Consider the following 24705-nt stretch of genomic DNA (forward strand, 5'->3'; position numbering starts at 1 on the left):
TTATGAAAAACAATTTATCATTTGATGTTGTGGTAATAGGTGGCGGTCATGCAGGATGTGAAGCAGCCGCAGCGTCTGCAAGACTAGATGTTAACACTGCCCTATTCACTCATAAGATAGAAACAATTGGGGAGATGTCATGTAACCCAGCAATAGGGGGTTTGGGTAAAGGTCATTTGGTAAGAGAAATTGATGCTCTAGATGGTGTCATGGGTGAGGTTGCAGACAAATCAGGTATTCAATTTAGATTATTAAACAGAAGTAGAGGTCCAGCTGTAAGAGGACCAAGAACTCAATCAGATAGATCATTATATCGTAAATATATGCAAAAAAAACTTGCAAATTACTGTAATTTAAGCATTTTTGCTGATCCTGTAACAGAGTTTATTTTTAATAAAAATACAATAAATGGCTTTATAACTAAAGAAGGTAAAAAGGTTCTATGTTCTAAGCTAATTCTAACAACGGGGACTTTTTTAAATGGTTTGATACATATAGGTGATGAAAGAACACCTGCTGGAAGATATGATGAGAAACCTTCAACGGGATTAAGCGAACAATTAAAAAAGTATAATTTTAAAATAGGAAGATTAAAAACAGGAACCCCTCCACGACTTGACTCAAGAACAATTAATTATGAAAATTTAGAAGAACAGTTTGCTGATGACGATCCTTATTTTTTTTCTTTCTTAACTAAAAAAAATATTAACAAACAAGTTTCATGTCGTATGACTTACACTAACGAGAAAGTTCATAAAATTATTAAAAAAAATTTATCTAAGAGTGCCATGTACTCTGGTAGTATACAGGGTGTTGGACCAAGATACTGTCCATCTATAGAAGACAAAATTGTTAAATTTGCTGATAAGGGTCGGCATCAGATATTTTTAGAGCCAGAAGGGCTTAATGATCATACAATTTACCCAAATGGTATTTCAACATCACTTCCATCTGAAGTTCAACAAGAAATATGTAACAATATCAATGGTTTAGAGAATGTATCTATTATACGACCTGGCTATGCCATAGAATATGACTATATAGATCCAAGAGAACTATTTTTAACACTTGAGACTAAGAAAATTAGCAATCTTTACCTAGCTGGACAGATTAATGGAACAACAGGATATGAAGAAGCGGCAGCTCAAGGTCTTATGGCTGGGATAAATGCAGCTTTATCATTTAAAAAATCAGAACCTTTCATTCTTGATAGATCTGATGCTTACATCGGAGTAATGATTGATGATTTAGTAACTAAAGGTGTTGCTGAACCTTATCGAATGTTTACATCAAGAGCAGAATATCGATTAAGTCTTAGGTCAGATAATGCGGATCAAAGATTAACTGCTAAAGGAATAGAGATAGGGTTAATTGCTAATGTTAGAAAAGCTCTATATTTGGATAAATTTAATCAAATTAATCAAATCAAAGTAAAAATGAGTAAATTAACTATATCACCCAATAAAGCTGATAAATTTGGTATAAAAATAGCAAAAGATGGGGTTTTAAGATCTTCTAATGAAATATTAGCTCAAAAAGGGGTTGATATGATTAAAATAAGAGAAATATGGCATGACATACCTTTCTTTAGTAGTGAAATAGATGAGCAAGTTGAAATTAATGCTCACTATAGAGGTTATTTAAAAAAGCAAAAGGCTGATATTTTGGCTTTTAAAAGGGATGAAAATCTCATAATACCTGATAAAATCAATTATGATGGTCTTTCTGGATTATCAAATGAGGTAAAAACTAAATTCAAAGAAATAAGACCGAAAACAATGGGTCAAGCACTGAGAATTGATGGAATTACCCCAGCTGCAGTATATATTTTGTTGTCACACGTTAAAAGAAAGTCTATTAAGCATATAGCTTAATGGATCAAGAAATTTTAAATTCATACTCTAAACTTAATAACTTAAATGTTTCACGTGAAACATTTTTGGACTTTGAAAACTATATATCCATGATTATTGAAAAAAATAAAAAGATCAACATAATCAGCCAAAAATCATCTTTAAAAAAGTCTATAATTGAGCGTCATATTATTGATTCTGCACAAATTATTGATTTTGTTGATTTTAATTGTAATACAACCACAGATTTAGGTTCAGGAGGTGGAATGCCAGGCATTGTAATTGCAATTATACTTAAAAACATGAAAAAAAATATGAATGTGCACCTTTATGAAAAAAGCTATCATAAAAGCCGTTTTTTAGAGGAAGTGTCAGAGAAACTAAATTTAAATACAAAAATTTTTCAAAAAAATATTTTTGAAATTAAAAATTTAGAAACAGGCACCATAATGTCAAGAGCTTTCAAGCCAATGCCGGTAATTTTAGATTTAGTTTTTGAAAATTTTTCAAAATATAAAAATTTAATTTTTTTTATGGGAAAGAGTGGAAAAAAAATATTTGAAAATTCTAAAAATGATTGGAATTTTGAATACATAGAAAAAAAAAGTCTAACAAATGAGGATTCATTTTTATTAAATATAAAAAAAATTACTAAGAAAAATAAAAAAGATATAAGAAAAATTAAATGCAAATTATTTCAGTAATAAATCAAAAGGGTGGGGTCGGAAAAACAACCACGGTTATAAATTTGGCAGCTGGATTAACTAATCTAAATAAAAAAATTTTAGTTATTGATTTAGATCCTCAAGGAAATGCCACAACAGGTCTTGGATTATCTAATGTAGATAACTCAAGCGACACAATCTATGGTGTGTTGAATGGAACTAGGGAGATTAACGATATAATCAAGAAGACACAGTTTGAAAATTTAGATATTGTTACTTCTAATGTTGATTTATCTGGACTTGAAGTTGAAACAGCTGATGATAGTAATAGAGCTTTTATATTAAAAGCTAAATTAGCCGCTTATTTAAAAGATTCTAGACAATCATATGATTATGTTATAATAGATTGTCCTCCTTCCCTAAGTCTTCTTACAGTTATGGCTCTTGTCTGCTCCAATTCACTCTTAGTACCCTTGCAAACAGAATTCTTTGCTCTTGAGGGATTAACCCAATTGATGAAAACCATTGAAAGGGTAAAAGTAAATTTAAATCCAGGCTTAAAAATCCGAGGGATTCTTTTGACCATGTATGACAAAAGAAATAAACTTTCTTCACAAGTTGAAAAGGAAGCTAGAGATTTTTTTAATGAAAAAGTTTACTCAACAGTAATTCCAAGGAATGTGAGATTGTCCGAAGCACCTTCACATGGGATGCCAGTTTTAATTTATGACAAATCTTGTCTTGGCAGTAAATCTTATTTTAGTTTTACTGATGAATTTATAAATCAAGAGTCAACAATTGGAAGCGCTGCTTAATGGAAAAAATTAAAAAGGGTCTTGGAAGAGGTTTGTCATCATTAATTGGTGAAACTAAAGTAGAGGTTCAAAAAAATCAATTACCAGTTAGTGACATAATACCAAACAAATACCAACCAAGAAAAATTTTTGATGAAGCAAATTTAGAAGATTTAACAAATTCTATTAAAGAGAGAGGCGTGATACAGCCGATCATAGTTAGAAAATCAAATAATGAAAAATCAAAATTTGAAATAATTGCAGGTGAACGAAGATGGTTAGCTGCACAAAGAGCAGGAATTCACAATGTTCCTGTTGTAATCACTGAGGCAGATGATTTAAAATCTCTAGAATTTGCAATAGTTGAAAATGTTCAAAGACATGATTTAAATCCACTGGAAGAAGCTCAGGGTTATAAAAAATTGATAGATGAATTTTCTTATGACCAGGAAAAAGTATCTAAATTTATAGGTAAAAGTAGGAGCTATATAACTAATTCATTAAGAATATTAACCCTACCAGTCCAAGTTATAAAACTAATAGAAATACAAAAACTAACTGCTGGCCATGCAAAAATTTTAGTTGGATTAGAAAATGCTTCTTTTGTTGCGAACAAAATTATTGAAAAAAAATTATCTGTAAGACAAGCAGAAAAATTTGTTCAATTGTTTAAAAAGAAAGGTCAAAAATCAAAAACCAAAAAAGATACAAATATTATTGCTCTTGAACTTTCAATATCCAATAAAATTGGATTAAATGTAGAAATACAAAACAATATGAGAAATAAAGGAAAAATTTCTTTTGAGTATAAAGACCTAGATCAGTTAAATAAAATTATAGATATAATCAAATCTAACTATTAAATTCAGCTGAAGATTGGCTTAAAATAAAATCTGTAATTAAATTTATTGAATTATTTATATTTTTTTTAATTTGTAATTCTGTTTCACTTATTGCGTAGATAAGTTGTTTAATATTTTTAGGATTCCATTTTTGAATCTGCTGTTTTGTTATCTCTTTTTCTTTCCAAAATATAGGTGGTTTTGCAGAGGAGATTGTTAGTTCTATATTTTTATTAATTTCAAAAACTGTTGATAATGTAAGTAATTTTTTTGCTTTTATTAGAAAAAATCTAATAATTATCATACAGTCTTCATTACTAAAATTATTTTCGTTTAAAATGTTTATTATTTTCTTTTTGTTTTGAGCAAGACAATTATCAACTAATTCCGATATACTATGATTTTCGCTTAAATTAATTAATTTTGATATGTTATCATTATTAATTCGTTTCCCATTTTTAACAAAGTACTCAATTTTTTGAAGCTCATTGAACAGCGCTTCTCTATCTCCGCTGCATTTATTTACAATCAAGTTTACATTCAAAGGTGAAATTGAAATATTTTTATCTTTTAAAAAATTATATGTTAATTTTGATAATGTTTGATCATTATCAGGATAAAAAGGAACACAAATCAATTCTTTCTCTTTTTCAAAAAAACTTCTTAATTTCGATTTTTTATCTAAATTTTCAGAGTTTAATATAATTGTGACTTCATCTAATTTTTTAAACTGTAAAGTTTGGAGTATATTTAAAATTTTATCTGTAGCTCTTTTAATAACAACAATTTTTTCTAGTTCAAAAAGGGATTTAGATAAAATACTTTCTATAAAATTATTTTCATTATCTAGTATTTCTTTTTCATCATAATTTGAAATATTATTTTTATTTTTTATTAAAGTATGAAGAGCTTCATTTTTTAAACCCTCATTTTTTCCATAAAATAATATAAAATGATTAATATTTTGATTTATTTTATTAATCTCATAATTTTTTAAAATCATTAATTAATAACTAGTTCTGACACAAGTTTTTTGGATATTGATGAAGCAAAGCTTTGTTTAATAGCCTTTTCTTTTCTTGCTTCTTCGAATTTATCATTCATAGTATTTATAACTCTTTCTTCAATAATATTAATTTTTCTATCAGTTGATTTTATTAAAAAAGTCACTTCTGCTATTAGTTTGTAGTTTGTTATTTTACCTGTGGTGTTTTTAGTTAAAATGATTTTTTCATATTTACTTATAGCTTCAATATAAACTTTTTTATTTGTCGCTTCATTCTTGTACTGGTTCAAATTAGTTTTTAAAAAATTATTAAGTTCTCTATCCCCATTATAAATTACATTTTCAATTGAAAAATTATTATTTGTATTCTTCACATATATTGGGCTAAAGCCACAATTTGCTAGTAAAAATATTAAAGATATGAATATAATTTTTATTTTTATCATTTTAGTTAGTTATTATATTAATTAGTTTGTTTGGGATAAATATCTTTTTTTTAATATCTTTATTATCTAAAAACTCATTTAATTTACTATCTTCTTTAATTTTTTTTAATAACAAATCCTCACCAGTACCTTTTTTTGAAATTATAATTTTTCTGGTTTTGCCGTTAAACTGTATTATAAATTTAATATTTTCCTCTAATAAAAATTTTTCGTTTATTTTTGGCCATAATATATTCTCATTGACGTTTAACATTACCATACATTCATTTGAAAAATGAGGTATCACAGGACTCATAGCAATTAATATTTTTTTGTAATTATCAATTAATTTCTCTTTTTCAATTTTATTTAAAATCACTTTATTTAGAGATGAATAAATTTCATGAAAATTAGCAATAATTTTATTGTATGAAAAATTTTCAATATTCTGAGTAATCTCTTTAAGAAATTTATTAGTTATTTTTTCTAAATCATTATCTGAATTAGGTGGATACTTAGCCTCGATCTCTTCAATAATTTTTTTATTCAAAACCCATAATTTTTGAATAAATTTATAAGATGATTTTATTCCTTCATCTGACCACTGAACATCCTTCTCGGGAGGACTGTCAGACAATATAAACAATCTCACAGAGTCAGCCCCATAGTCTTTTATAATTTTTTCTGGATCGATAGTATTTTTTTTTGATTTTGACATTGATTCTGAAGGACCTACTTTAATAGGCTCTTCAGTATCTTTTAAAAATTTTTTTCCATCTTTAGATATTAATTCATCAGGGCTTATCCAATTATTATTTTTATCTTTATATGTTTCATGGCAAACCATACCTTGCGTAAATAAACCACTAAACGGTTCCTTAATATCAAATGTGTCATTTTGATATGATAAAGCTTGCATAAAAAATCTAGAGTACAAAAGATGGAGGATTGCATGTTCAACTCCACCAATATATTGATCTACTGGCATCCAATATTTCACTTCATCAATATTAAATCCGTAGTTTTGATTATGAGGTGAGCAAAATCTTAAAAAATACCATGAAGAATCAACAAATGTGTCAAGAGTATCAGTTTCCCGGGTGTATTTTTTTCCATCAATTATAATATTTTTCCATGCTGGGATTTCATCGAGAGGATTTCCAATAGAATTAAGTTGATCAATTTTTGGTAGTTGTACAGGAAGCATATTTTTTGGGATTTTTACTGGATTGTTGTATTCGTCATAGGCAATTGGAATAGGGCATCCCCAATATCTTTGACGAGATATTCCCCAATCTTTTAATCTATAATTTATTTTTTTTTGACCAATATTATTTTTTTCTAAGTAGTCTATTGCTTTATTTATAGACTCGTCTGGTACTTTTAAATCGTTTAAAAATTTTGAATTAAATAAATAGCCAGATTCTGTAAAAGCTTTTTCATTAATTAAAAAGTCTTTATTTTTTTCAGGCCTAACAACTGGTGTAATATCTAAATTATATTTTTTAGCAAAATCTAGATCTCTTTGATCGTGCGCAGGACAACCAAATACAGCACCTAGGCCGTAATCCATTAAAACAAAGTTAGCAAAATAAACGGGAACTTTAATATTTTCATCTAAAGGATTGACAGCCAATAAATCAGTTTTAAAACCAAGTTTTTCAGCAGCTGCAATCGACTCCTCTGTAGTACCAGTTTTAGAGCATTCTGTCTTAAATTTAATAAATTCTGGATCATTTAAATAAAATTTTGCAATAGGGTGATCAATAGATAGTGCCAGAAAAGACATTCCAAATAAAGTATCTGGTCTTGTGGTGTAACATTTTATTTCATTAATTTTTCTATCAGATTTAATTTTAAATTTAATTTCACAACCATATGATTTTCCAATCCAATTTTTTTGCATGACTTTTACTTTATTTGGCCAATTATTTAGGCTGTCTAAACTTTCTAAAAGTTCCTTGGAAAAATTAGTAATTTTAAAAAACCATTGATTAAGTTTTTTTCGTTCAACTATTGCACCTGAACGCCATCCTTTGCCATCAATTACTTGTTCATTGGCTAGGACTGTTTTATCAACTGGGTCCCAGTTTACGTAACTTTCTTTTCTGTAGACTAATCCTTTATCATAAAGTTCTAAAAAAAATTCTTGTTGATGTTTGTAATAATCAGGTGAACAAGTAGATATTTCTTTATCCCAGTCAATGGATAAACCTAGTTTTTTTAATTGACTTTTCATAACTGAAATATTTTTTTCAGTCCATGTCTTTGGATCTAAATTATTTTGTCTAGCGGCATTTTCGGCGGGCATACCAAAAGAGTCCCATCCCATAGGGTGAAGCACATTAAAATCCTGCAAAGTTTTGTATCTAGCTAATACATCGCCAATAGTATAATTTCTAACATGCCCCATATGAATTTTTCCAGATGGATATGGAAACATTTCGAGGCAGTAAAATTTCTTTTTATTTTTATCTACTCTAGTTGAGAATTTTTTTTCTTTATCCCAAATATTTTGCCATTTAGATTCTATTTCTTTAAAATTATATCTTTCCACAAAATTAATTATTTATTATGACCACTATGATTTAAAATATACCTATTTTTTTTTCTTCTTATTCTCTTTTTCTTCTATTTGATAATTGGTTGCTCTTTTTAATATCTCTTTTTTAAGTTCAGCAACTAACGATTTATTGGTATCAATATATTTACAGTTAATTAAACTCTCTTTACATTTTCTTGTGAAAATCTTAATATTCAAAGCATCTGATCTAATTTCGTTAGTAAGAAAACGAATAGAAATTTTTATACTTTCATTTTGACTTCTTTCATTTGTGTACCAATCTGTAATGATAATCCCTCCACTATAATTTACTGAAGCAAGTGGCATAAAATCAATTACATCCAGAGAAGCTCTCCAAAGTTTGTTCGAGCTTGCAAATTCAAACACTCCTGCTTTAGATCCTGATTTGAGCATATCATTTATTTTAAATCCACGCCCTTCTTCAAGATTTTTTTTAATTCGTAGTTTTGGATCATCTGGAAACTTTCTAGCGTCACCACCAGGAAGTTTTCCATTACAGCCATACTGTAAAAAACCAAATAAAGTTAAAAAACTTAAGATTTTAATGATTTTGATTAAATAGTATTTTGAATTCATTTTTTCTTGCTTATACATCATAAATTTCTAGAGATTAGTAATTTTATACAAATTTATTAAAAAAATTGATGTAAAAATACAACACATTTGAATTTTTTTAGTGAAATAATCAATTTATAACAAAATTTGACTTCTAAATGGTAAATATACTGCGTTTATTATTAATAATAACAATTAAACAATAAGGAGTAATTAATATGAACAACTTTAAAAAAATAGGACTTACTGCATTAGCAGGTTCTTTAGTAGCTACTTCAGTATACGCTGGTGAAATATCAGTTGCTGGTTCTGCTTCATTAAGAATGAGTAACCATGCTGGTACTGACGGTGGTAAAACAATGGCTATGGGTAACCAATTAACTTTCACTGGTTCTGGTGAAATGGATAATGGTATGAATGTAGCTTTATCTTTCATCTTAGACCAAGGTGATAACACTGTAGATGCTGAGGCTGCTACTACTGCTGCAGGAACAGGTGGTCCATTTGATTCACACTCAATCACTATATCTTCAGATGCAATGGGATCAGTTGTATTTGCTGGTGAAGGTGCTTCAAGTGCGCAAAACACTATAGACACTACAGCTGCTGGTGATATCTGGGATAATACATTCACAGGTTACACAGCTGCTACAAATGCAAGTGCTGGTACTAAAACTTTAACTTGGACTTTACCGTCTATGGTTGATGGTTTAGGTGTAGTAACTTCTTACAATGGAAGTTCAGCTGGTGAAGAAGGAACTATCGGTTATGCTTTAACTTATACTGGTGTTGAAGGTTTATCAGTAAGTTATGGTGTTGGTGAAGTTGGAGATACTACTGCCGGTACAGGTGGAAGAGAAGTAACAACTTATAAAGCTTCATACGCTTTTGGTCCAGTTACAGCCGCTATGTCTATGAATGACTATGATATAACTGGTTCAACTGCTAATGAGGAACAAAGTTCTTACAAAATCTCTTACACAGTAAGTGATGAACTTTCAGTTTCTTACGGATCTGAAACTCATGAAACAACTGGTCAAGCTACTGACGAAGAGTTCGACCAAATTTCAGTATCATACACTTCAGGTGGTTTAACAGCTACTGTAAGTCAAACAAATGCTGATAACGTTACAGGGGCTACTCTAACTGAGCAGTCAAAATGGAACGTAGGTCTTTCATTTGCATTCTAATTTAATTTAGATTTAAATAATTAAAAGGGCCCCTTTTTAGGGGCCTTTTTTTTATTCAAAATAAGACATACCTGCAAAATCTGAATGATCTAAAAAACTAAGGATTTTCAGATTACTTTTGGAAATTCCACCTAAAGCAACAATACTTTTTTTGGTTAAATTTGAAAGTATTTTAAATTTATTAATTCCTAAAAAATTTTTGTTTTTTTTAAATAAAGAAGACAAAAAAATTTTTTTAACCCCCTGTTTTTCCTTTATTCTTATTTCTTTAAGGTTGTGTGCAGATCCAATGATATCAAATTTTTTTTTATAAGAGTAAGCCAAGTGTTTTGTATCTTTATTAAAAGAAGGAATGTATGCCCCATCTAAACCAAGTTTAATTGCAAGTTTTATGTTATTAGATACATAAAATTTTACTCTTCTTTTTTTACAATGATTTTTAATTTTTAAAATTAGATCTTCACTTTTTCTGTTTGAAGAATAATTTCTATAGATAATAATAGTTTGCTTGTCTTGTTTATCGATATTATTTGTATCAAATTTATTTATAAAGTAATATTTACTGATTATTTTTGTATGCATAGTACTGTAAAAAATTTATTAGATATTGAGAATAGTATTAATATTCATCTTAATAAATTAAATATTAATAATAATCCTAAAATTATTGCAGTGTCTAAAACTTTTAAAATCGATAAAATTTTGCCACTTATAGACCATGGCCATGTAGATTATGGTGAAAACAAAGTCCAGGAAGCATTTGAAAAATGGACAGAAATTAAAAAAACAAATTCAAATATAAAATTACATATGATTGGTAAATTACAAACAAATAAGGTGAAATTTGCTGTTCAAATATTTGATTATATCCATTCAGTAGATAGTCAAAAGCTTGCCAAAAAAATCGCGGATGAACAAAATAAGATAAATAAAAAAATTAAAATATTTTTACAAGTTAATATTGGTGATGAAAACCAAAAATCAGGTATCAACAAAACTGATATTAACCAACTAGTCTCATACTGTAAGGAGATTGGTTTAGATTTAATTGGACTGATGTGTATTCCTCCAGCAAATATCGATCCAGAAGGCTATTTTGATGAGATGAATAAATTGAATAAGACTTTAGATCTAAATGAATTAAGCATGGGGATGTCTTCAGATTTTCTTATAGCTACGAAATATTTTTCAACGTATGTAAGAATTGGTTCGAGTATTTTTGGTAAGAGGATTTAAAAAATTTTTATTTTTGAGTTTTTTTTAATTAATTTAATCATAATCAAAAAATCTTTTTTCTTTAAAGCAATACACCCAGCGGTGGGTTTATAATCTTTGGTTAAGTGAATAAATATACAGCTTCCTAAATCAGAAATAGGTTTTTTGAAGTTATATTTTATTGGAATTAGTAAATCATACTTATGATCTTTTCTCTTTAGCTTTTCATGTTTGATCTTTTTTTCTATTTTAATGAGTTTGTTATATTTTTTTGGTAAATAAATATCATCACACCAACCCATATCTTTTTTAATTTCAATACATTTGAGAGAAGTTAATGGTTTTTCTAAACGATCTTTCCTATAATAAAGATTTTCAATTCCAAAAGTACCTTTTGGTGTTCTTTTATCCCCTTCTTTTTTATTTGTTGTTAATCCTCTTTTTCCAATACAACATCTGAATTTAAATTGATCCATTTGAAGTGTGTGTTTATTTTTAATTAAAATTGTCATATTCTATTTTCTATGAGTACGCAGAATTTAATAATATATAAGTTTATCCCATTATATCATATTCTTGAAGAACTTAGTTTGAATCTGAACTTCAAGATCAGTTTTATTGATAATGAGAATTCTTTAAGGAATGAAGTAAAAAATTTAAATAATTATTTAATTGTATCCAATAAAAAATATTCAGAATTTAGTAATCAATTTGTTTTAGAAAATAAACCAATTAAAATTTTTAAATTGATAGAAAAAATAAATATTGAGTTTTTAAAACTTCAATTTAACAGTCAATCTCAAGTTAAAGTTAAAACATATACGATAGATTTAAACTCAAGGGAGATATTAAAACAAGAAACAAAACTTAAATTAACTGAAAAAGAAATCAATACAATTACTTACTTATCCAATTCACACAAACCAGTTGGTGTTGAAGAGTTGCAAAAAATGGTATGGAGCTATCAATCTCATATAGAAACTCACACGGTTGAAACTCATATTTATCGATTAAGAAAAAAATTTTTAAATACTTTTGGTGATAATGATTTTATTGTTAGTAAAAAAAATGGTTATCAAATCAAATAAGAAAAATCTAATGACTAAAGACTTTTTTACAAAAAAATTTAAATAAATGTTTATAAAACCAAAAAAGCAAAGGTAGTTTTAAGAGATTAAAAAATCTCAATCTATATTATATCTACATTGAAACTTATTACTATTCTATCGTCGCCCGACTTATTTTTACCTACTTTGTGAGGTAAATAACTTGGAAAGAGTAGTAGGTCACCTTCTTCAATATTTATTCTGGCTGTTTCAACATTTAATTCATTTTTATTTACAATTTCAGGGTAAACATATCTTTTTGCTAAATTTGGGTTTTCAGCAATAAATTCTCCACAATCTTTTGAAGCTTTCACATAATAAGCTGAACTTAAGTAACAGTTAGGATGTATATGTATGACATTAAAATTTTCTTTTTTATTAATTATTGCCCACATTTCTTTAATTCTTATATTTTTATCTTTAATTTTCCACCCCATATTCTGAAAACAATTTAAAACGTATTCCTGAACTTTTATTGCAAATTTTTTTTGTATAGAGTCTTGTTCTAAAAGGTTAAAATTTTCAGAATGCCATCCACCTCTATTTGATCTTTCTAAACCTTTTTTATCCTTTTCATACAAATTATAAATATATTTTTCTAAATCTTTATTAAAATTTTTATAGTCATCCAATTTATATTTTAAAACTGGATCTGGGAAAAGTTTTAAAATTTCATTTTCAATCATTATTTAAATATATTATTTTTTGGAACTAATTCAAATTATATTCTAGCTCCAATTTTTTGTATAATTTTTGAGGATAATTCAGTTCCCTTTATTAAGCATTCTTTAATACTCATTTTATTAATTATTCCATGTAGAAACCCAGAAGCGAATAAATCACCAGCACCTGTAAGGTCAACAATTTCAAGATTTTTTTTAACATCACATTCAAAAATTTCTTCACCATTAATCGCAACCGCTCCTTTTTCACCTCGAGTTACAACTACTAATTTATTAAGTTGTTTTGAAAAATCTATAACTTCGTTAAAATTCTTTGCATCAATTAATGACGTAATTTCTTGCTCATTAGCAAAAGTTATATCGAGTTTGTTTTTCACTAAGTTTAAAAAATGAGGTTTATGTCTATCTACACAAAAAAGATCAGAAAGCGACATAGCTACTTTATTTGCATTATTAATTGCTTTATCAAATGCTTTTTTGGGCCCTCCCTCATCCCACAAGTAACCCTCTAAAAATATAATTTCGCTTCTTTTAATAGCTTCAGAGCTAACATCATTTTCATTAATTTTTCCTGCTGTACCTAGAAATGTACACATTGTTCTTTCAGAATCAGGAGTTACAAATATCAGACAAGTACCTGTCGGCAATTCTTCCTTCTTTTTTGAGTAAAAATACTCTACATTTTCTTTCGCTAAACCTTCCTCGTATTTTCTACCAAAGTTGTCATCAGAAACTTTTCCAATAAAACCTACTTTATCCCCAAGTTGTGATAATCCTACTATGGAATTTGCTACAGAACCTCCAGAAATAGTTTTTTCAATTTTGAGATTAGTTAATAAATTTTTGAATTCTTTTTCATCAAAAAATAATTTCATTGTGCTTTTTGTGAGATTATTTTTATTAATAAAACTATCATCTACTTTACAAATGACATCTACTATTGCATTTCCTATTCCTAAAATTTTCATACTAAGCTTTTTGGGTAATAACAGGTTTCTTTCTATTTGGGTAGCAAGTAGTACATATTTTACATGTTAAACCATGACAATCTCTTGCTTTGCAATATTCTCTTCCATAAAAAATTATTTGTAAATGAAGTTTAGACCAATTTTTTTTAGGAAATATACGTTTTAAATCTTTTTCAGTTTGAACTACATTTTTACCATTTGTTAATCCCCATCTTTGTGCAAGTCTATGAATATGAGTATCAACTGCAAAGGCTGGATACCCAAAACCCTGGGACATTACTACACTAGCTGTTTTATGACCAACACCAGGCAATTCTTCTAATTCTTCGAAGGTTTTAGGCACTTTTCCCTTATGTTTTTCTAAAACTTGTTTTGACATTAAATGAATACTTTTAGCTTTAACTCTAAAAATGCCAATTTTTTTTATTAATTTTTCAATTTTTTTTCTTCCTAATTTGACAAAATGTTCTGGTTTATAATATTTTGGATATATATTTTTTGTTACATTGTTAACATTTACGTCAGTACATTGTGCTGAAAGAAGTACAGAAATCAGCAGTGTAAAAGTATTTTTACTCTTAAGAGGAATTGGTGTTTTGGGATAAATCTTATTTAGAATTTTAATTATTATTTTTGCTTTTAATTCTTCATTCATTATGAAAAATCGAACAAATCTCTCATAGAATATAATCCTGGTCTTTTTTTCATTAACCATTTGGAAGCTGTCAAAGCTCCATCAGAATAAAGCGTTCTATCAAATGCTTCATGGTTTAATGTAATTATTTCTTTACCACTTGAAAATTTAACTTCATGTTCTCCAATAATTTTACCTTTTCTTATTGAATTAAAATTAATTTTTTTTCCATATGGAAAAGATTTTTTATTTAAAAATTTATTACCTATCAAGCTATGTAAGTTTTTATTTTTTCCATCAGCAATTCCTTTTCCAAGCATTAAAGCTGTGCCTGACGGGTAGTCTTTTTTGTGTTTATGGTGTACTTCAAATATTTTACTCAAATATTCATCATTCAGGGATTTAGAAGTAATCTCAGTTAAATACATTAATAAATTCACACCCATGCTCATATTTCCAGCTTTCAAAATTGGTATTTTTTTTGAAAATTTTTTAATTTGATTTTCTTGGTTTCTATTAAAGCCCGTTGTTCCAATTACGACTTTTTTTTTGAGTTTAGATGCTAATTTAAGTATTTCTATGGTGCAATCAGGAACGGTAAAATCAATAATTATATCTGTATTTTTAAATGCTTTATCAGAATTTAATTCTGGCCTAACTCCATTAAATTTTTTGTTTACTAACCAATTTTCTGTAAGTGTTACTAGTTTAAAATTTTTATTTTTTTTAGAAGATTTTATTAGTTGCTGGCCCATTCTTCCCATACAACCTGAAATCGCTAAATTAATTTTTTTCATTTAGATAAATGTTAACCTTTTTTAGAAGATTAGTCTTTTAATTTTTCCAGAAATCTTTTGCTTTTTGAAAAAATTTTTTAATATTCGGATTTGATTTATCGTTTTCAATTTCTCTAAATTGTTCTAGTAATTCTTTTTGTTTTTTATTTAGGTATATAGGTACCTCTGTCTTTACCTGAACATATAAGTCACCAAAATCACCTCTTCTCATGTAGGGCATACCTTTACCCTTTAATCTGAATTGTTTACCATTTTGAGTTCCATCAGGAATTTTTATTTTAGCTTTGCCTCCATCAATAGTAGGAATTTCAATAGTGGTTCCCAATGCAGCATCTGCAAGAGAAATTGGAAATTCAAAGAATAAATTTTCATCAGATCTCTTAAATAAGTCATGGGAGTGAACATTAATAAACAAATACAGATCACCCGTTGCACCACCTCTGCTTCCAGCTTCGCCTTTACCTGTTAATCTAATCCTTGTTCCATCATCAACGCCTTTAGGAATTGTAACTGATATTTTTTTAGATGTTTGTTTCTTTCCTTGTCCATTACAATCATTACAAGGATTTGTAATTTCCTCACCACTACCATTACATTGTGGACACGTTTGTTGTACCGTAAAAAAGCCTTGATTAGATCTGATTTTTCCATTTCCTCCACAGTAAGTGCATCTATCAGGAGAATGACCAGGTTTTGAGCCATTACCTTTACAAGTATTACATTTATCTGTAGTTGAAAATTTTATATCTTGTTTTTTGCCCTGATAAGCTTCTTCAAGTGTAATTGATAAATCATATCTTAGATCTGAGCCTCTGTTATTAGAATTTCTTTTTCTTGATCTTCCACCTCCACCAAAATCTCCAAAAAAATCTTCAAAAATATCTGAAAAATCTGCACCACCAAATCCTCCAAAGCCACCACTTTGTCTTCCACCACCATTTTCAAAGGCGGCGTGTCCAAAGTTATCGTAATTTTGTTTTTTTTCTTTGTCTGATAGAATTCCGTAAGCTTCACTTGCTTCTTTAAACTTATCTTCTGCAACCTTATCTCCTGGATTTTTATCAGGATGATATTTAACAGCCTGTTTTCTATATGCTGATTTTAACTCATCAGGAGATGCATTTTTTCCAACACCTAAAACTTCATAGAAATCTCTTTTAGACATAAATTACCTTGAGATAATTATTGTTAATAGTCTTAAGCGCTTTTTTCTTTATCTTCTTCTTTGCCTTCTTCTTTATTCTCTTCTTTTACTTCCTCAAAATCTGCATCAACTACGTTATCGTCTTTTTTTCCATCATCATTATTTTCATTATTATCAGGTGAATCTGGTTTTTTTTCCTGAGCTTTATAAATAGCTTCACCTAATTTCATTGATGCTTGAACTAACGCTTCTGTCTTTTTCTTAATATCTTCATTATCAGCTCCCTTCAGAGCTTCTTTTAAATCAGATGAAGCATCTTCAATTGCTTTTTTTTCAGCATCTGTAACTTTAGAGCCATGCTCTTTGAGATTCTTTTCAGTTGAATGAATTAAAGTGTCAGCTTGATTTCTAGTGTCTACAGACTCTCTTTTCTTTTTGTCTTCCTCTTTATTAGACTCAGCATCTTTAACCATTTTTTCAATTTCTTCTGCACTCAATCCACCTGAAGCTTGGATTTGAATTTTTTGTTCTTTACCAGTTCCTTTATCTTTTGCTGAAACACTAACTATACCATTAGCGTCTATATCAAAAGTAACTTCAATTTGAGGAACACCTCTTGGTGCTGGAGCAATACCGACTAACTCAAAGTTTCCCAACATTTTATTATCAGTCGCCATTTCTCTTTCACCCTGAAGCACTCTAATAGAAACCGCAGGCTGATTGTCTTCTGCTGTAGAAAATACTTGGCTTTTTTTTGTTGGTATTGTTGTGTTTTTCTCTATTAACTTAGTTGATACACCTCCTAGCGTTTCAATACCAAGAGATAATGGAGTAACATCTAAAAGAAGCACATCTTTTACATCACCCTGAAGTACTCCAGCCTGAATTGCTGCACCCATAGCAACAACTTCATCTGGATTAACACTTTTATTCGGATCTTTTCCAAAAAAGTTTTTAACTTCAGATAAAACTTTTGGCATTCTTGTCATTCCACCAACCATAACAATTTCATCTATATCACTCGCTGATATACCAGCATCACTCAAGGCTGTCTTACAAGGTGGCAATGTTCTAGCGATTAAATCTTCAACAAGAGCTTCGAGTTTAGCTCGAGTCATTTTTAAATTAATATGTTTTGGACCTGTTTTATCTGCAGTAATAAATGGTAAATTTATATCTGTTTGTTCAGCTGAAGAAAGTTCAATTTTAGCCTTTTCAGCAGCTTCTTTTAACCTTTGAAGTGCAAGCTTATCTGATGTTAAATCTATACCATTATCTTTTTTAAACTCTACAATTAAGTATTCAACAATTGTGTTATCAAAATCTTCACCACCTAAAAAAGTATCTCCATTAGTTGACTTAACTTCAAATACACCATCTCCCAATTCAAGAATAGAAACATCAAATGTTCCTCCGCCTAAATCGTATACTGCAATTTTCTTATTTTCTTTTTTATCTAATCCATAAGCAAGTGACGCAGCGGTAGGTTCATTAATAATTCTCAAAACTTCAAGACCTGCAATTTTACCAGCATCTTTTGTTGCTTGTCTTTGTGCATCATTAAAGTACGCAGGAACTGTAATCACAGCTTTAGTTACTTCTTGACCCAGATACTTCTCAGCTGTTTCCTTCATTTTTTGAAGAATGAAAGCAGATATCTGTGAAGGTGAATATTTTTCTCCTTTTGCTTCAATCCAAGCGTCACCTTTTTCAGAGTTAACTATTTTAAAAGGAGCTGCGGCAATATCTTTTTTTACTGTTGGGTCTTCAAAATTTCTTCCGATAAGTCTTTTAACAGCAAAAATTGTGTTTTCAGGATTTGTTACAGCTTGTCTTTTAGCAGGTTGGCCAACTAGTTTTTCTCCATCGTCAGTAAAAGCCACAACAGAAGGAGTTGTTCTTGCACCTTCAGCATTTTCTAATACTTTAGGTTGGCTTCCTTCCATAATTGATACACATGAATTTGTTGTACCTAGATCTATCCCAATAATTTTGCTCATAATTTAAATTCTACCCTTCATATATGTGTTAATATTAATTCTACAAGTTCAACAAATGTATTTATTTGTTTAAATTTTCCTTATTTTCCTCACTTTTATTGTCTTTATTTTCACTTTTTTTAGACACACCAACTAGGGATGGTCTCAGCAATCTATCTTTAATCATAAAACCTTTTTGAACTTCTTGAACGATAGTTCCAGATTCTTTTTGATCATCTTCTATTTCCATCATTGCTTGATGTAAGTTTGGATCTAATTTTTTATTAATACAATCAATTGGTTTAATGTTATTCTTAGTAAAAATAGAGATTAAATCTTTATCAATTATATCAAAATGTTCTAAGGTTTTTTTTAATGCTTCAGTACCTTTAAGGGCCTCATCACTTTCTAAAATTAATTTTGATCTTGCAAGGTTATCAATCAAATTTAAAGCTTCTTTTGCAAATGTAAAACCTCCATAATCAAATGCATCATCTTTTTCTTTTTCAAACCTTCTTCTTTGATTTTCCATTTCAGCAAAAGTTCTTGCTAATTTATCTTCTAATTCTTTTATTTTGTCTTCAGAAGATAATTCTACTTTTTCTTCAGAGTCTTTGATTTCATCTTGCTTATCATCTGGTTGCTTATCAGCTTCATTATTCTCATTTATTACTTCCGGTGAAGTATTCTCTTCGTTTAGGTTTTCTTCTTTTTCCATGAGAGCTTATATGGTAAGAAATTTAAGAATTGCTAGGTATTAATGAAAAAAATTTCAAAATTGCTTATAGGCACTAATAACAAAGGGAAATACAGGGAAATTAAGGATTTATTACCAAAATATATTAAAACATACTCAACATCTGAATTTAAACTTAAAAGCCCAAGAGAAGATGGGCTGACATTTGCAGAAAACTCAATCATAAAATCTAAGTATTTCTCAAAAAAAACAAAAAAATTTTGTCTTGCTGACGACTCGGGGCTTGAGATAGACATTTTAGACAAAAGTCCTGGAATTTATTCAGCTAGATGGGCTGGGAAAAAAGGTAATTTTAAAAAAGCAATAGCAAGAGTGTATAGAGAGTTATCAAAAAAAGACAAAAACTGGAGAGATAAGAAGGTTAAAGCTAGATTTATTTGTGCATTATCAATTTGTTATTTGAACAAAGAAATAGCATCTGTTTTGGGTAAAGTTGAAGGGTATATTTCAGCAAAACCTAAGGGTAAAAATGGTTTTGGTTATGATCCAATTTTTATCCCAAAAGATAAAAGAAAAACTTTTGGTGAGATGAGTTCTTTACAAAAATATAAAGTAGACCATCGTTTTGTTGCATTTAAAAAGATTAAAAAATTTCTGTAATTTTTTTATTTTCAACCTTATAAAAATTTAAACGGTGATTAATTTTATTATTCTTAATATCAAAAATGCCAATCTTACCTTTAAAAGAATTCTTCTTTTTAAAAAGTTTGTTTAAATTAGATAGATCAGCTTTTAATGATAAATAATAGACAAGTCCCACAAGATCGTAACTTAATAAAGCTAAGTGTGAAGGATATTCTTTAAATTCACGAAAAAACTTATCTTTATAATTATCAAAATTATTTTGATTTATTGATGGATAATATAAAGGCTGAATATCTACTTCATTTAAAAGAGTTTTATTAAACCACTGATTTAACGTAATAAAATATTTTTTTTTAGGAGATACATCTGTGTATAACAGTGATGTAGATACACTTTTTAAACTTTCATCAAAATCTGCAATAACTACTGCATCAAAATCTAAGTTCCCTAAAGTATATCTTTGCTCAAGTTTATTAATTTTTTTTTCTTTGTTTGGTTGATTAGACTTTTTTAATTTTAAAATTTCATCTTCTAAGTTTTGCTTTCTAATCCTGTAATTAGTAATTTCTTCAATTTGTTTAGTCAATTTTGTGGGTTCTGTACTATAATCATAACTTTTAAATATTTTAATTTTAGAGTCTTTAATTCCTTTTTTGACTTCAAATTCATAATCTTGAATTGGTGTTAAAAAAATTGTTTTTCTTATATTATTTTTTTCTATAAATTTTTTTATGGTATTGAATTGAGAAGTTGAATTTATTCCTGCAGAAATTACATTTTTTGGAAGATCTAATGTTTTGTTCGTGAAAGATAAAAAAGTTATATCTTTGATTTCATCTAAGTAAGATATGCTTTCATAAAAAACAGGTCCAATTACAATCTTTACACCCATTTGTTTTAACTCAAACGCTGATTTAAGTGATTTGTTTGCCTTAGAAGCTGTGTCTTTTGGAATTATTTCTAGCAAATCATTATCAATATCTTTCACAGCCAACCTAACAGCTTTGATGATTGACTGACCTAAATCTTTATTAGAACCTGTCAATGGAACCATGAGGCCAATCTTAATTTTTTCTGAGGCTTTTGTAGAAAATGAAAATAATAAAGAAAAATTTAATATTACCAAAAAAATAATTTTAATAAATTTACTCATTTTAATGCTAGTATAATATTTTTTAAGCTTAATTATGATCATAAAATCACAATCTCAAATAAAAGATAATGAAAAAGGTCTTTATTTGGTGTCAACACCAATCGGTAACTTAAAAGATATTACCTTAAGGGCAATAGAAATATTAAAAAAATCAACTTACATCCTTTGTGAAGATACAAGAGTTTCTAGAATTTTATTAGATAGATATGAAATAAAATCACGTTTGATTTCAAACCATAAATTCAATGAATCAAAAAATTTAAATAAGATTATAGAACTTCTTAAATCTGGAGAAATAATTTCATTAATTTCAGACGCTGGAACACCCAGCATTTCTGATCCAGGCGCAATACTAGTAAACGAATGTGTTAGAAATAATATTAAAATTATTCCAATTCCAGGACCTTCAGCGGTTGTAACAGCAGTATCAATAAGTGGTTTTTCAGAAAAATTTATTTTTCATGGATTTTTACCTGAAAAAAAACAGGCACTTGTAAGCGTCTTTAATAAAATATCAAAATTTGATGAAACTTGTGTTTTTTTCGTATCTTCTAAAAAGGTGAATAAAATTATTCCTGAATTAAAAAAAAACTTTAGTGGAAGAAAAATAATATTTTGTAGAGAAATTTCAAAAATATATGAAGAATTTATAAGAAAAAATGTGGATGATTTAGAAATATTTAATAAGGAGTTAAAAGGAGAGCTAACCGTAGTAATTTCTGAAAAAAAAATAGAAAAAAATTACTCAAAAGAATTAAGTGAATCAGATATAATGATTATTAAAATGATAATTAATAAATTAACTATAAAAGAAATTACAGAAATTGTTAGTCACAATAGAGATATTTCAAAAAAAAAAATTTATAACTACTGTTTAAAAATAAAAAATGAAATTTAAATTTATATTATTTATTTTATTAAGCGTAATTTTATCTAGCTGTGTTGGCGTTTCTTCAAAAGGTATTTTTGGTACGGGAGTAAGTGTTGCTTTAGATCCACGAACTCTTGGTACTCAAATGGACGACTCGATCATGCAAAAAAATTTAGCTGCACGTATTCTTGTTAAAGATAAAAAATATCTATTATCAGTAAAATCTAAAGTATTAGATGGTAGAATTTTCTTAACAGGAAAAGTTGAAAGTCTAGAGGAAAAATTATTATTAACAAAATTAGCTTGGGAGACAAAAGGTGCTAGATCTGTTCGTAATGATATAAAAATAAAAGAAGAATTTAATTTTAAAAGATCTGCAAAAGATATTTTGATAACCTCTCAACTTAGAACAGCTATAATTTTAAATAAAAATATTAAGGCAACTAATTATGAAATCGACACTTATAAGAAAAAAATTTATATTTATGGAATTGCATTAACCTCTGAGGAAAAAGATTTGGTAATTAGTGAAGCCAAAGAAATATTGAATGTAGATGATGTTATAGCAAGTATTATTCTTGTAGAAGATCTAAGAATTCAAAAAGAATAATTATTATTTATAATCAATCACATCTGCAGAATAAGCAGCAATTGATGCTAAATTAATGAGTTCTGATGTTGAGGATCTTAAAGGAGCTATCTCTATTGGTAATCCGAGCCCAATTAACAAAGGCCCAATAACTTTAGTGTCTCCTAATGTTTTCATCATTTTATAGGATATGGCTGCACTATGTTGACCTGGCATAATCAAAATATTTGCTTTACCAACAATTTTTGAGAAAGGATACAGTTCCTCATACTCGGGATTTAATGCAACATCTGGCTGCATGTCTCCATCAAATTCGAAATCTACTTTTTTTTCTTTTAATATATCCACTGCTTTTCTAATATGTTTTGTTCTACTTGTTAGAGGTTGACCAAATGTAGAGTGAGAAACAAAAGCTACCTTAGGATCAAAGCCAAACAACCTTACCACTCTAGCTGTAGAAATTGCTATTTCAGCCATTTGTTCTGATGTTGGATATTCATGAACACTGGTGTCTCCGACAAAAATAGTTTTGTTTTTGTGAACAACCATATTAAGTCCAAACATGATCTCACCATCTCTTACATCAACTACTTGTTTAATTTTATCTAAAGAGGCGCCAAAACGTCTTGTGTTTCCAGTAACTGCACCATCTGCATCACCGCATGCAACCATGCTTGTTGCCCACACCACTCTATCATTTCTAACTAGTCTATCGCAATCCCTCTCTAATAATCCCTGTTCTCTTTGTAATTTTTGAAATAAATGTTTTACATATTTATTCCTTTTTTCTTCATCTTTAGAGTTAACTATTTCAATGTCAAAATTATCACTGTAACCAATATTTTTAATTTGTTCTTTTATCTTTTCTTCTTTTCCAACAAGGATAGGAGTACCTAATTTTGAATTTTTAAATGCTATCGCAGCTTTGAGTGTATTTTCATCTTCACCATCTGCAAATACTATTCTTTTTTTATTTTTTTTAATGTAAGAGTTTATTCCTTGCATAATAGTCACTGTAGGATCTAATCTCTGTTTGAGTTGATCTTTATAAAGATCAAAGTCATCTATTTTTTTTCTCGCTACCCCACTATCCATTGCAGCTTTTGCAACAGCAGCTGGAATTATACTTATTAATCTTGGATCAAATGTAGAGGGAATAATATATTCTTTACCGTAATGAGGTCTTTCACCCCCCATAGCAGCAACAACTTCATCAGGAACATCTTCTCTTGCAAGTTTTGCAATCGCTTGTGCTGCAGCAACTTTCATTTCTTCATTAATTGTTTTTGATCTAACATCAAGGGCACCTCGAAAAATATAGGGAAAACCAATCAAATTATTTACTTGATTTGGATAATCTGATCTACCAGTTGCTACAATTGCATCATCTCTTACCTCGTTTATTTCTTCAGGAGTAATTTCTGGGTCAGGATTTGCGCATGCAAAAATTATTGGGTTTTTTGCCATTGTTTTAACTAGTTCTTTTTTTAAAGCTCCTTTAGCAGACAAACCTAAAAAAACATCCGCACCATTAATTGCCTCTTCAAGCGTTCTGAGTTTTGTTTCATTTGCGTGTCTTGATTTCCACTGATCCATCCCCTCAGTTCTGCCTTTGTAGATTACACCTTTTCTATCGAGCATGATTACATTTTCATTTGCTACTCCTGAATTTTTAAATAACTCAGTACAAGCTATAGCAGATGCACCAGCCCCATTAACAACTACTTTTATATCTTGAATTGATTTACCACTAATATCTAATGCGTTAATTAAAGCAGCAGTTGTAATAATAGCTGTCCCATGTTGATCATCATGAAATACGGGAATATCTAAAATTTCTTTCAATTTTTGTTCAATTATAAAACAATCAGGAGCTGCTATGTCTTCTAAATTTATCCCTCCAAAACTTGGAGCAAAGTTTTTAATTGAATTAATAATCTCATCTGTATCAGAACAATCTATTTCAAGATCAATAGAGTCGATATCTGCAAATCTTTTAAAAAGCACTGCTTTACCTTCCATTACAGGTTTTGATGCAAGCGCTCCTAAATTACCCATTCCTAAAATAGCAGAACCATTACTAATAACGGCTACTAAATTTCCTTTACTTGTATAATCATATGCAGTTTCAGGATTCTCACTAATCATTCTTACAGGAGCCGCCACACCTGGAGAGTATGCTAGAGCAAGATCTCTCTTAGTGGTCATATTTTTTGAAGAAATGATCTCAATCTTCCCAGGTTTTTTGTATTTATGAAAATCTAGAGCTTCTTTGTCAGTGTAATGATCAATATTTGTTTTTTTCATTTT

25 protein-coding genes are annotated in these 24705 nt (G+C 28.7%); 10 read left to right on the plus strand and 15 right to left on the minus strand.

Annotation, left to right across the window (positions count from 1 at the left end):
- Positions 1-2: 2 nt before the first annotated feature.
- From mnmG to AC5SLZ_RS06865, 4 genes are read left to right on the plus strand one after another with little or no spacing between them, the layout of a single operon-like run.
- Entirely contained in the window at positions 3-1874 is a 1872-nt protein-coding gene (mnmG, locus tag AC5SLZ_RS06850; protein WP_494615550.1) for a tRNA uridine-5-carboxymethylaminomethyl(34) synthesis enzyme MnmG, read from the plus strand.
- Positions 1874-2557, plus strand: coding sequence for a 16S rRNA (guanine(527)-N(7))-methyltransferase RsmG (locus tag AC5SLZ_RS06855; protein WP_494615551.1), 684 nt, complete (start codon positions 1874-1876; stop codon positions 2555-2557). Before mnmG ends, AC5SLZ_RS06855 begins: the two co-directional genes overlap by 1 nt.
- Positions 2539-3333: a ParA family protein gene (locus tag AC5SLZ_RS06860; RefSeq protein ID WP_494615552.1), complete on the plus strand. Its 795-nt coding sequence runs from the start codon at positions 2539-2541 to the stop codon at positions 3331-3333. Before AC5SLZ_RS06855 ends, AC5SLZ_RS06860 begins: the two co-directional genes overlap by 19 nt.
- Complete coding sequence (locus AC5SLZ_RS06865; RefSeq protein WP_494615554.1) at positions 3333-4175, plus strand: ParB/RepB/Spo0J family partition protein; 843 nt, start codon at positions 3333-3335, stop codon at positions 4173-4175. The genes AC5SLZ_RS06860 and AC5SLZ_RS06865 overlap by 1 nt, the downstream gene beginning before the upstream one ends.
- Here the strand turns inward: AC5SLZ_RS06865 and holA are convergent.
- The 4 genes from holA to AC5SLZ_RS06885 are packed head-to-tail and all read right to left on the minus strand — an operon-like array spanning position 4165 to position 8745.
- Positions 4165-5157 (minus strand): DNA polymerase III subunit delta, encoded by a 993-nt coding sequence (gene holA / locus AC5SLZ_RS06870; protein WP_494615555.1) that lies wholly within the window; start codon positions 5155-5157, stop codon positions 4165-4167. The genes AC5SLZ_RS06865 and holA overlap by 11 nt on opposite strands.
- Positions 5157-5606, minus strand: coding sequence for a hypothetical protein (locus tag AC5SLZ_RS06875; RefSeq protein WP_494615556.1), 450 nt, complete (start codon positions 5604-5606; stop codon positions 5157-5159). Before AC5SLZ_RS06875 ends, holA begins: the two co-directional genes overlap by 1 nt.
- A gap of 1 nt (position 5607) precedes the next feature.
- Positions 5608-8142 carry a leucine--tRNA ligase gene (gene leuS / locus AC5SLZ_RS06880; RefSeq protein ID WP_494615558.1) on the minus strand — a complete coding sequence of 845 codons (2535 nt, stop codon included), beginning with the start codon at positions 8140-8142 and terminating at the stop codon, positions 5608-5610.
- 42 nt (positions 8143-8184) lie between these two features.
- Positions 8185-8745, minus strand: coding sequence for a DUF3576 domain-containing protein (locus AC5SLZ_RS06885; protein ID WP_494615559.1), 561 nt, complete (start codon positions 8743-8745; stop codon positions 8185-8187).
- Positions 8746-8942: 197 nt separating this feature from the next.
- Between AC5SLZ_RS06885 and AC5SLZ_RS06890 the strand changes: the two genes are divergently transcribed.
- Positions 8943-9914: a porin gene (locus tag AC5SLZ_RS06890; protein ID WP_494615560.1), complete on the plus strand. Its 972-nt coding sequence runs from the start codon at positions 8943-8945 to the stop codon at positions 9912-9914.
- Between the two features lie 51 nt (positions 9915-9965).
- On the opposite strand, the gene AC5SLZ_RS06895 is transcribed toward AC5SLZ_RS06890, so the two are convergent.
- On the minus strand, positions 9966-10496 hold the full coding sequence (locus AC5SLZ_RS06895; protein ID WP_494615561.1) for a thiamine phosphate synthase: 531 nt from the start codon (positions 10494-10496) through the stop codon (positions 9966-9968).
- Between AC5SLZ_RS06895 and AC5SLZ_RS06900 the strand changes: the two genes are divergently transcribed.
- Entirely contained in the window at positions 10491-11150 is a 660-nt protein-coding gene (locus tag AC5SLZ_RS06900) for a YggS family pyridoxal phosphate-dependent enzyme (RefSeq protein ID WP_494615563.1), read from the plus strand. The two genes, AC5SLZ_RS06895 and AC5SLZ_RS06900, sit on opposite strands and share 6 nt — an antisense overlap.
- Here AC5SLZ_RS06900 and AC5SLZ_RS06905 read toward each other — a convergent pair.
- The gene (locus AC5SLZ_RS06905; RefSeq protein WP_494615565.1) at positions 11147-11641 is read right to left on the minus strand and encodes a L,D-transpeptidase family protein; all 495 of its coding nucleotides are present in this window, start codon (positions 11639-11641) and stop codon (positions 11147-11149) included. The genes AC5SLZ_RS06900 and AC5SLZ_RS06905 overlap by 4 nt on opposite strands.
- Positions 11642-11719: 78 nt before the next feature.
- Between AC5SLZ_RS06905 and AC5SLZ_RS06910 the strand changes: the two genes are divergently transcribed.
- Entirely contained in the window at positions 11720-12217 is a 498-nt protein-coding gene (locus AC5SLZ_RS06910; protein WP_494615566.1) for a winged helix-turn-helix domain-containing protein, read from the plus strand.
- A gap of 101 nt (positions 12218-12318) precedes the next feature.
- On the opposite strand, the gene AC5SLZ_RS06915 is transcribed toward AC5SLZ_RS06910, so the two are convergent.
- The 7 genes from AC5SLZ_RS06915 to AC5SLZ_RS06945 all read right to left on the minus strand — a co-directional run bounded on the left by AC5SLZ_RS06915 (position 12319) and on the right by AC5SLZ_RS06945 (position 19158).
- On the minus strand, positions 12319-12921 hold the full coding sequence (locus tag AC5SLZ_RS06915) for a TIGR02466 family protein (RefSeq protein ID WP_494615568.1): 603 nt from the start codon (positions 12919-12921) through the stop codon (positions 12319-12321).
- A 35-nt stretch (positions 12922-12956) separates the two neighbouring features.
- A complete protein-coding gene (locus AC5SLZ_RS06920; protein WP_494615569.1) occupies positions 12957-13886 on the minus strand; it encodes an adenosine kinase in 930 nt (309 codons plus the stop codon).
- 1 nt (position 13887) lies between these two features.
- Positions 13888-14541: an endonuclease III gene (gene nth, locus AC5SLZ_RS06925; protein WP_494615570.1), complete on the minus strand. Its 654-nt coding sequence runs from the start codon at positions 14539-14541 to the stop codon at positions 13888-13890.
- Positions 14541-15317, minus strand: coding sequence for a 4-hydroxy-tetrahydrodipicolinate reductase (gene dapB / locus AC5SLZ_RS06930; protein ID WP_494615572.1), 777 nt, complete (start codon positions 15315-15317; stop codon positions 14541-14543). Before dapB ends, nth begins: the two co-directional genes overlap by 1 nt.
- A 37-nt stretch (positions 15318-15354) precedes the next feature.
- Positions 15355-16482: a molecular chaperone DnaJ gene (gene dnaJ / locus AC5SLZ_RS06935; protein WP_494615573.1), complete on the minus strand. Its 1128-nt coding sequence runs from the start codon at positions 16480-16482 to the stop codon at positions 15355-15357.
- 32 nt (positions 16483-16514) lie between these two features.
- Positions 16515-18461 (minus strand): molecular chaperone DnaK, encoded by a 1947-nt coding sequence (gene dnaK, locus AC5SLZ_RS06940; protein WP_494615574.1) that lies wholly within the window; start codon positions 18459-18461, stop codon positions 16515-16517.
- Positions 18462-18522: 61 nt separating this feature from the next.
- Positions 18523-19158 (minus strand): nucleotide exchange factor GrpE, encoded by a 636-nt coding sequence (locus AC5SLZ_RS06945; protein WP_494615576.1) that lies wholly within the window; start codon positions 19156-19158, stop codon positions 18523-18525.
- A gap of 42 nt (positions 19159-19200) precedes the next feature.
- Between AC5SLZ_RS06945 and rdgB the strand changes: the two genes are divergently transcribed.
- A complete protein-coding gene (gene rdgB, locus AC5SLZ_RS06950) occupies positions 19201-19797 on the plus strand; it encodes an RdgB/HAM1 family non-canonical purine NTP pyrophosphatase (RefSeq protein WP_494615577.1) in 597 nt (198 codons plus the stop codon).
- Here the strand turns inward: rdgB and AC5SLZ_RS06955 are convergent.
- Positions 19781-20935, minus strand: coding sequence for an ABC transporter substrate-binding protein (locus tag AC5SLZ_RS06955; protein WP_494615578.1), 1155 nt, complete (start codon positions 20933-20935; stop codon positions 19781-19783). The two genes, rdgB and AC5SLZ_RS06955, sit on opposite strands and share 17 nt — an antisense overlap.
- A 34-nt stretch (positions 20936-20969) precedes the next feature.
- Between AC5SLZ_RS06955 and rsmI the strand changes: the two genes are divergently transcribed.
- The gene (gene rsmI / locus AC5SLZ_RS06960; RefSeq protein WP_494615579.1) at positions 20970-21833 is read left to right on the plus strand and encodes a 16S rRNA (cytidine(1402)-2'-O)-methyltransferase; all 864 of its coding nucleotides are present in this window, start codon (positions 20970-20972) and stop codon (positions 21831-21833) included.
- On the plus strand, positions 21823-22416 hold the full coding sequence (locus AC5SLZ_RS06965) for a BON domain-containing protein (protein ID WP_494615581.1): 594 nt from the start codon (positions 21823-21825) through the stop codon (positions 22414-22416). The genes rsmI and AC5SLZ_RS06965 overlap by 11 nt, the downstream gene beginning before the upstream one ends.
- A 3-nt stretch (positions 22417-22419) precedes the next feature.
- On the opposite strand, the gene AC5SLZ_RS06970 is transcribed toward AC5SLZ_RS06965, so the two are convergent.
- Positions 22420-24702, minus strand: a complete 2283-nt coding sequence (locus AC5SLZ_RS06970) for an NADP-dependent malic enzyme (RefSeq protein ID WP_494615582.1) — start codon at positions 24700-24702, stop codon at positions 22420-22422.
- Positions 24703-24705 lie beyond the last annotated feature (3 nt).

It is taken from the genome of Candidatus Pelagibacter sp. PS_06, from assembly GCF_059418045.1.

Coding starts and splice junctions, on each gene's coding strand:
- mnmG (WP_494615550.1), top strand. CDS start 3: ATGAAAAACAATTTATCATTTGATGTTGTGGTAATAGGTGGCGGTCAT.
- AC5SLZ_RS06855 (WP_494615551.1), top strand. CDS start 1,874: ATGGATCAAGAAATTTTAAATTCATACTCTAAACTTAATAACTTAAAT.
- AC5SLZ_RS06860 (WP_494615552.1), top strand. CDS start 2,539: ATGCAAATTATTTCAGTAATAAATCAAAAGGGTGGGGTCGGAAAAACA.
- AC5SLZ_RS06865 (WP_494615554.1), top strand. CDS start 3,333: ATGGAAAAAATTAAAAAGGGTCTTGGAAGAGGTTTGTCATCATTAATT.
- holA (WP_494615555.1), bottom strand. CDS start 5,157: ATGATTTTAAAAAATTATGAGATTAATAAAATAAATCAAAATATTAAT.
- AC5SLZ_RS06875 (WP_494615556.1), bottom strand. CDS start 5,606: ATGATAAAAATAAAAATTATATTCATATCTTTAATATTTTTACTAGCA.
- AC5SLZ_RS06885 (WP_494615559.1), bottom strand. CDS start 8,745: ATGAATTCAAAATACTATTTAATCAAAATCATTAAAATCTTAAGTTTT.
- AC5SLZ_RS06890 (WP_494615560.1), top strand. CDS start 8,943: ATGAACAACTTTAAAAAAATAGGACTTACTGCATTAGCAGGTTCTTTA.
- AC5SLZ_RS06900 (WP_494615563.1), top strand. CDS start 10,491: ATGCATAGTACTGTAAAAAATTTATTAGATATTGAGAATAGTATTAAT.
- AC5SLZ_RS06895 (WP_494615561.1), bottom strand. CDS start 10,496: ATGCATACAAAAATAATCAGTAAATATTACTTTATAAATAAATTTGAT.
- AC5SLZ_RS06905 (WP_494615565.1), bottom strand. CDS start 11,641: ATGACAATTTTAATTAAAAATAAACACACACTTCAAATGGATCAATTT.
- AC5SLZ_RS06915 (WP_494615568.1), bottom strand. CDS start 12,921: ATGATTGAAAATGAAATTTTAAAACTTTTCCCAGATCCAGTTTTAAAA.
- AC5SLZ_RS06920 (WP_494615569.1), bottom strand. CDS start 13,886: ATGAAAATTTTAGGAATAGGAAATGCAATAGTAGATGTCATTTGTAAA.
- nth (WP_494615570.1), bottom strand. CDS start 14,541: ATGAATGAAGAATTAAAAGCAAAAATAATAATTAAAATTCTAAATAAG.
- dapB (WP_494615572.1), bottom strand. CDS start 15,317: ATGAAAAAAATTAATTTAGCGATTTCAGGTTGTATGGGAAGAATGGGC.
- dnaJ (WP_494615573.1), bottom strand. CDS start 16,482: ATGTCTAAAAGAGATTTCTATGAAGTTTTAGGTGTTGGAAAAAATGCA.
- dnaK (WP_494615574.1), bottom strand. CDS start 18,461: ATGAGCAAAATTATTGGGATAGATCTAGGTACAACAAATTCATGTGTA.
- AC5SLZ_RS06945 (WP_494615576.1), bottom strand. CDS start 19,158: ATGGAAAAAGAAGAAAACCTAAACGAAGAGAATACTTCACCGGAAGTA.
- rdgB (WP_494615577.1), top strand. CDS start 19,201: ATGAAAAAAATTTCAAAATTGCTTATAGGCACTAATAACAAAGGGAAA.
- AC5SLZ_RS06955 (WP_494615578.1), bottom strand. CDS start 20,935: ATGAGTAAATTTATTAAAATTATTTTTTTGGTAATATTAAATTTTTCT.
- rsmI (WP_494615579.1), top strand. CDS start 20,970: ATGATCATAAAATCACAATCTCAAATAAAAGATAATGAAAAAGGTCTT.
- AC5SLZ_RS06965 (WP_494615581.1), top strand. CDS start 21,823: ATGAAATTTAAATTTATATTATTTATTTTATTAAGCGTAATTTTATCT.
- AC5SLZ_RS06970 (WP_494615582.1), bottom strand. CDS start 24,702: ATGAAAAAAACAAATATTGATCATTACACTGACAAAGAAGCTCTAGAT.